The sequence below is a fragment of the Flavobacterium sp. genome, from assembly GCF_028712645.1.
In the GTDB taxonomy this organism is placed as follows: Bacteria; Bacteroidota; Bacteroidia; order Flavobacteriales; family Flavobacteriaceae; genus Flavobacterium.
The window spans coordinates 1-6151 of the sequence record NZ_JAQTPQ010000218.1 but is presented as its reverse complement, the minus strand read 5'-3'; the positions used below and the strand labels follow the sequence as shown (position 1 = coordinate 6151).

Here is a 6151-nt window from a genome sequence, read left to right as displayed (position 1 = left end):
GCCGCTAAAGCTACCGGATGCGCATTGTAAGTCAATCCAATCATCATTGGCGTATTTTCAAATTTGGAGGCAATTTTATCAGAAACCATCAAACAACCTAATGGTAAATAAGATGAAGTCAGACCTTTTGCCATACAAACCATATCAGGAATAATGTCGTGGTTTTCGAAGCCGAACCATTTTCCAGTTCTACCAAATCCGCTCATCACTTCATCAGCTATAAAAAGGATTCCGTATTTTTCGCAAAGTGCTTTGACACCTTTTAAATATCCTTTTGGGTATTTCAAACATCCCGATGAACCGCTTTCTCCTTCAAAAATAAAGGCGGCAATATTTGATTTTCCTTCAAATTGAATGACTCTATCAACATATTCCAAACTTAAATTTAATTTTGTAGCATCGTCTAAATCTTTCATTCCAAAGAAATAATAAGGGTCGTCAAGCAAAACTGCATTTGTCATTTGCTGAGAATCGTTAGCCAATTTTCTTGGATCACCACCTACTGACATTCCGCCAATAGACCCACCGTGAAAAGCTCTGTATCTTCCAATGATTTTATGTCTTCCAGTATAAAGTCGGGCTAATTTTATGGCATTATCTACAGATGAAGTTCCGCATAAAGTATAAAAAGCTTTATTCAAATTACCTGGACATATTTCTGCCAATTTCCTGGATAATTTGGCTCTAATTTCAGTAGTACAAGTTGGTGTTACAAAACTTACTTTTTGCATTTGTTCAACAACAGCATCAGTTACTCGCTGATCTCCGTGACCAATATTTACTGACATTAATCCACTCGAGAAATCGATGATTCTTTTTCCTCCAATTTCGTATAAATACACACCTTCGGCTCTTTCGATAGCGATTGGATTCACACTAGCTTGAGCTGACCACGAAAATAAACTGAATTCTTTGCTGTCGCTTATTATTTGTTCTTTACTTAACATTATGTTTAAAATTTTAGTTTTTATTTATTTACGGTGAGGTCATAAGTATAAAGGTGTTCGTCTCTAACGAATCTCATTTTATGATACAAACCTTGAGCAACCACGTTGTTTTTTGCGGTTCTTAATCGAATTAAATTCAAGTTGAGTTCTTTGGCTAATTCTACAGTTTTGAGAATTAATTGTTCACCAATTCCTTTTTTTCGAATGGTGGAATCGACAAACAAATCATTTAAAATCAATATTTTGCTTAACAAAACCGAAGAAAATGTTGGGTATATCAGTGTAAAACCAATGGCTTTATCTTTTATTTCGTCGTCAAAAGCCATAAAAATAATGGCTTCGTTGTTTTCTATCCTTTCTTTCAAAAAGGCTTTATGTTTTTCTAAATTAGAAGGTTTTTTGTAAAAAATCAGGTATTGGTCAAACAACGGAGTTAATTGATCCAAGTCTTGTAAAGTAGCTTTTCGTATCATATTTGGTTGTTTTTTATTAGTTTAGAAACTATAAGTAATAGCTAAAATTTAATGTTTTATTTTAATGAATTCCTTTGCCACAGATTTGCTTCGCCTGTTCGCTATCGCTGGGGTCACAAATTAGCACAGATTAATTCGTTAATTAGCTTAAAAATCTTTTTAATCCTTCTAATTTGTGGCAAAAACTCTTTTTAATAATTGCGATATTATATCTTTCTCGTTACTTAAGTTACAATTTTTTTGCATAAATTTAGAACTCGCCAGCAGTAATAGGATTAGCTCATCCAATTTGTTCCTGCTTCAGGATTCCATTTAGTGGTTGTTTTCTTTTCTTTGGTAAAAAAACCAATTGAACTCTTACCTGTAATATCGCCTGAACCAAATCGAGATTCGTTCCATCCACCAAAACCAAAAGGCTCTCTTGGAACAGGAACTCCAATGTTTACGCCACACATTCCAGCCGAAGCATTCTCGGTAACATAATTAGCCAAACCACCACTTTGTGTAAATACGGAACACGCATTTCCGTAAGGATTAGCATTTTCAATTGCCAAAGCTTCGTCAATTGTATTAACTCGAACAATGGTTAAAACGGGACCGAAAATTTCTTCTCTTGCAACTTTCATATCGGCTGTGGCATAATCTATAATAGTTGGTCCTACATAGAATCCATTTTCTTTTCCTGGAACAACGGCATTTCTTCCATCCAAAATGATTTTGGCCCCTTGTTGTTCAGCTTCAGTGATGTAACCTTCAATTCTATCTTTGGCTGCTTTCGAAATTACAGCACCTAAAGTAGTTCCGCATTGAATTTTATTGGCATCACCAATTAATTTGTCAAGAATAGCATCACAATTCCCAACAGCAATTAATGTTGCTGCAGCCATACATCTTTGACCAGCACAACCACTCATTGAAGCAACGATATTCGAAGAAGCCATTTCTGGGTGAGCATCCGGTAATAAAATGATGTGATTTTTTGCTCCGCCAAGAGCTAAAACTTGTTTCAAATTGTGGCTAGCTCTTTGGTAAACAATTTTCGCCACTTTTGTAGAACCTACAAATGTAATTGCATTGATTTCAGGATGATCACAAAGATTTTCTACAGTAGATTGTGTTCCGTTAAGGATGTTGAATAATCCATCTGGAAGTCCAGCTTCTTTCAATAATTTTGCTATATATTGACTGCTGATCGGCACAGCTTCTGAAGGTTTCAAAATCATTGCATTTCCCAGTGCAATTGCATTTACAATTGTCCAATGTGGAACCATACTTGGAAAATTAAAAGGAACTATTGAAGCAACAATACCTAATGGATTTCGAGTTGAAGAGCAATAAACTCCTTTGCTTACTTCCATATTTTCTCCATTTACAAACTGTGGAAGCGAGCAAGCAAATTCGGTAAGTTCGATAGCTTTGTCAATTTCTGCTTTTGCTTCAGGGTGAATTTTTCCGTTTTCTTGATAGATTATTTCGGTGAGTTCAGTGCTATTTTTTTCTAATAATTGTTTGTATTTATAGAAGACCTGAGCTCTTTCTTTTAAAGTAACTTTTTGCCAAGCTTTTTGAGCTTTTTTTGCAAAATCAACTATTTCATTCAAATCTTCCATTGTAGATTCTTTGAATGTAGTTAATTCTTTGCCATCTAAAGGCGAGATAACAGAATGAATTTTGTTTGAACTTCCTGATTTGAAGTCCCCATTTATAAAGTTTTTTACTTCGTTGAATGTCATAATTAGGTTATTTATATATTTTTCAAATATACACTTTTTAGTAAAAAAACAATAATATTTTTTGCGTGTATCAAAAATATTGTTAGATTTACAAAATCTTGATGTATATGTTAACTTATTTGCAAGTTTAAATATTTGAATTAGTGACATAAAACTTGAGTTTAAAATCAACCAATTTCTATTAATTATTATTTATTAACCAAAACCAAAAACCGAATGAAATCATTGAAATCAGTCTCGACAGTTATTGGAGTTGCCTTACTATTATTGGCAGTTCTATGTTATTTTATCAATTGGCATGCGTTAGTTCCTGCATTTACTGTGTTAGGAATAGCGATAATTACAAGAAAAGCATTGGAACCTCTTATTATAGGTTGTGCAATTGGATTTATACTTTTAGCACAACAAGGGGGATCCGCAGAATGGTTTCCTGAAGGGCAAGGAATGATATTTCCTTTAAATATGTTTGATGGACTATTTTCGTCAATAGCAAGAGACGCTCATGATGGAGGTTTAATTTGGGTAATATTAGTATGTATATTATATGGTGCTTTTGTTCAAATGGTTGTTGCTTCAGGTGGAATTAAAGCAGTGGGTAAATATTCAGAAAACCATGTAAAAACCAAAAAACAATCTTTATTGATGACTTATTGGTTGAGTTTTTTCTTTTTCTTGGATGATTATTTTAGTGCTTTATCTGTAGGAAATACGATGAGACCTATAACTGATAAATTTGGAGTTTCCAGAGATAAACTGGCATTAGTTTTAAGTTTTGTTTGTGTACCGTTAACTATTATTTTTCCAATTTCTACTTGGACAATTTTTTACGGAACACAATTAACTTCTATTGAAGGTGGTGTTTTAGATGGAAAAGGTGAAGCTATAACCAGTCCAATTGAAGCATTTATGCACACGATTCCGTATAACTTTTCAGCTTGGATTTCATTGATTCTTGGAGCCTTAGTTGTTTATGAATTTCTTCCAGATTTTAAAGGGATAAAAGAGGCAGAAGCTACTGTTGTTATCAAAGAGGAAAAAGAAAAAACAAGTAAAAAGGATAAAAAAGAAGGTAAAGTTATCTATTTTTTACTGCCTTTATTAGTGCTTATTTTCTGTACTGTTTTTCCTTATCCTTTTGATTTTGATTATTGGGGACCTTCTTTCGAGTTCGACATAAATTATATTTTTGGAAGTATTGATGCGTTAAGAGGTATTGCAACAGCATGTGTATTTGTTTATTTTTATTTCTTACTATTTAAAATTGTTGATTTCCATAAAATTTCAGATAATTTTGTAAAAGGTCTTGAAACCATAACTTTTGTATTAGCAGTTTTAGGTTTTACTTATTTATTAAAAGATGTACAAAACGGATTAGGATTCAATGAGTTTGTAGCATCACACTTAGAAGGAATTAGTTGGTTAAACGGTTCCACATTACCATTCATAGTTTTTGCATTGGTAGCTTGGATTTGTTGGGCAACTGGTTCAAACTGGGGGATTTATGCAATTCTTGTTCCTACAACGGCTATTTTGTCAACTCAATTTCACGCTGATTTTTGGTTGACACAAGGAGCTTTGGCTTCTGGAACTGTTTGGGGAGCAGCAGCTTGTTTCTTCTCTGACAATAGAGTTCTTACGGCTCAATCTTGTAAAGTGGATATGATGAAACATGGAATTTCCCAATTTCCATATCAATTGATAATTTTTGTTGTTTCATCTGTAATATATCTTGTAGCTGGATTTATATTATAATTTAAGGAATGATTCATAAAGAAATTTTAGAAAATAGATTTATAGTGAGAACCGCTACTCCAGCTGATGCAATTCAGATGGAGTATGTTCAATCTAGATGTTATCCTACTTTAGATAAATCTGAAATAATGACAAGGGAGCATTTTGCCAATCATATCAAAGTATTTCCAGAAGGACAAATTGTTGTGGAAGAAGACGGAAAAATTGTTGCAGCTGCAAGTACTTTTAGATGCAATTTTCCAGAACATGATAGTACTTTTCTTGAAGAAACGGACAATTTATGGATTACCAATGTTCAAATAGATGATGGTGATTGGATGTACGGAATTGATATGGGAGTTCTTCCAGAATACAGAGGATTAGGTCTTTCAACTGAAATGTATAATGCTAGAAATGAAATTTGTAAGCAATTGAAATTGAAAGGGCAAATAATAGCAGGAATGACAATAGGTTACGGTAGATTTAAGGATAAAATGACCATTGAGGAATATTGTTATGCTTTGGAAATCAATAAATTTACAGACCCAACAATTACACCGCAAAGAAAATCTGGTTTCCGATGGATTAGACCTTTATATAATTACATCAATGATCCTGAATCTGGTTATGGAAGTATATTAATGTACCGTCCAGTTGACCCAGATTTTAGAATATAAGTCTTCTGAAAACAAAAATGAAACTGAATTAAAAACAATAAATAAAAAAAGTAGATAAATAAACAATGAAACAAATTAAAAAAGTATCAGCAATTCCTGGTCCTAAAAGTGCTTTGATATTAGCAAGAAGAATGGCAGCTTTGCCTACAGGTTTGGGAAAATCAACCGAAGTGGTGGTTGAAAAAGCAGAAGGAGCTTTGGTATGGGATGTCGATGGGAATCAATTAATCGATTTTGCAGGCGGAATAGGAATGGTAAATCTAGGTCACAGACCAGAAGCTGTTGTCAATGCCATTAAAGATCAAATGGATAAATACATTCATACCGGTGCATTAGTAACCACTTTTGAGCCTTATATTGAATTTGCTGAAATGCTAAATGCTATAACTCCTGGAGATTTTCCAAAGAAAACTTTATTGGCTTGTTCTTGTTCCGAAGTAGTAGAAAATGCTATTTCAACAGCAAAATATTATACAAAAAGACCTGCTGTAATCTGTTTCGAAGGTGCCTACCAAGGAAGAACTATGCTTACTTTGAGTTTGACCAGTAAATACGGTTTGTTCAAAAAAGGTTTCGGAAATTTTGCTCCA

General features: G+C 33.5%; 6 protein-coding genes. 3 read left to right on the top strand and 3 right to left on the bottom strand.

The window, feature by feature from the left end:
- From PHC28_RS14485 to PHC28_RS14475, 3 genes are all read right to left on the bottom strand, one after another.
- A partial coding sequence (locus tag PHC28_RS14485; RefSeq protein ID WP_300102139.1) for an aminotransferase class III-fold pyridoxal phosphate-dependent enzyme occupies positions 1 to 947 on the bottom strand: 947 nt, incomplete at its 3' end.
- Between the two features lie 20 nt (positions 948 to 967).
- On the bottom strand, positions 968 to 1420 hold the full coding sequence (locus PHC28_RS14480) for a GNAT family N-acetyltransferase (RefSeq protein WP_300102136.1): 453 nt from the start codon (positions 1418 to 1420) through the stop codon (positions 968 to 970).
- A gap of 275 nt (positions 1421 to 1695) precedes the next feature.
- A complete protein-coding gene (locus tag PHC28_RS14475) occupies positions 1696 to 3153 on the bottom strand; it encodes a CoA-acylating methylmalonate-semialdehyde dehydrogenase (RefSeq protein ID WP_300102133.1) in 1458 nt (485 codons plus the stop codon).
- Positions 3154 to 3369: 216 nt separating this feature from the next.
- Between PHC28_RS14475 and PHC28_RS14470 the strand changes: the two genes are divergently transcribed.
- The 3 genes from PHC28_RS14470 to PHC28_RS14460 all read left to right on the top strand — a co-directional run.
- A complete protein-coding gene (locus PHC28_RS14470) occupies positions 3370 to 4905 on the top strand; it encodes a Na+/H+ antiporter NhaC family protein (RefSeq protein ID WP_300102130.1) in 1536 nt (511 codons plus the stop codon).
- An 8-nt stretch (positions 4906 to 4913) separates the two neighbouring features.
- On the top strand, positions 4914 to 5561 hold the full coding sequence (locus PHC28_RS14465; protein ID WP_300102127.1) for a GNAT family N-acetyltransferase: 648 nt from the start codon (positions 4914 to 4916) through the stop codon (positions 5559 to 5561).
- A gap of 65 nt (positions 5562 to 5626) precedes the next feature.
- Positions 5627 to 6151: aminotransferase class III-fold pyridoxal phosphate-dependent enzyme (locus PHC28_RS14460; protein ID WP_300102124.1), on the top strand; the 525-nt coding region annotated here is incomplete at its 3' end.

Excerpts from the sequence above, each read along its gene's own strand:
- PHC28_RS14480 (WP_300102136.1), bottom strand. The coding sequence starts at position 1,420 with ATGATACGAAAAGCTACTTTACAAGACTTGGATCAATTAACTCCGTTG.
- PHC28_RS14475 (WP_300102133.1), bottom strand. The coding sequence starts at position 3,153 with ATGACATTCAACGAAGTAAAAAACTTTATAAATGGGGACTTCAAATCA.
- PHC28_RS14470 (WP_300102130.1), top strand. The coding sequence starts at position 3,370 with ATGAAATCATTGAAATCAGTCTCGACAGTTATTGGAGTTGCCTTACTA.
- PHC28_RS14465 (WP_300102127.1), top strand. The coding sequence starts at position 4,914 with ATGATTCATAAAGAAATTTTAGAAAATAGATTTATAGTGAGAACCGCT.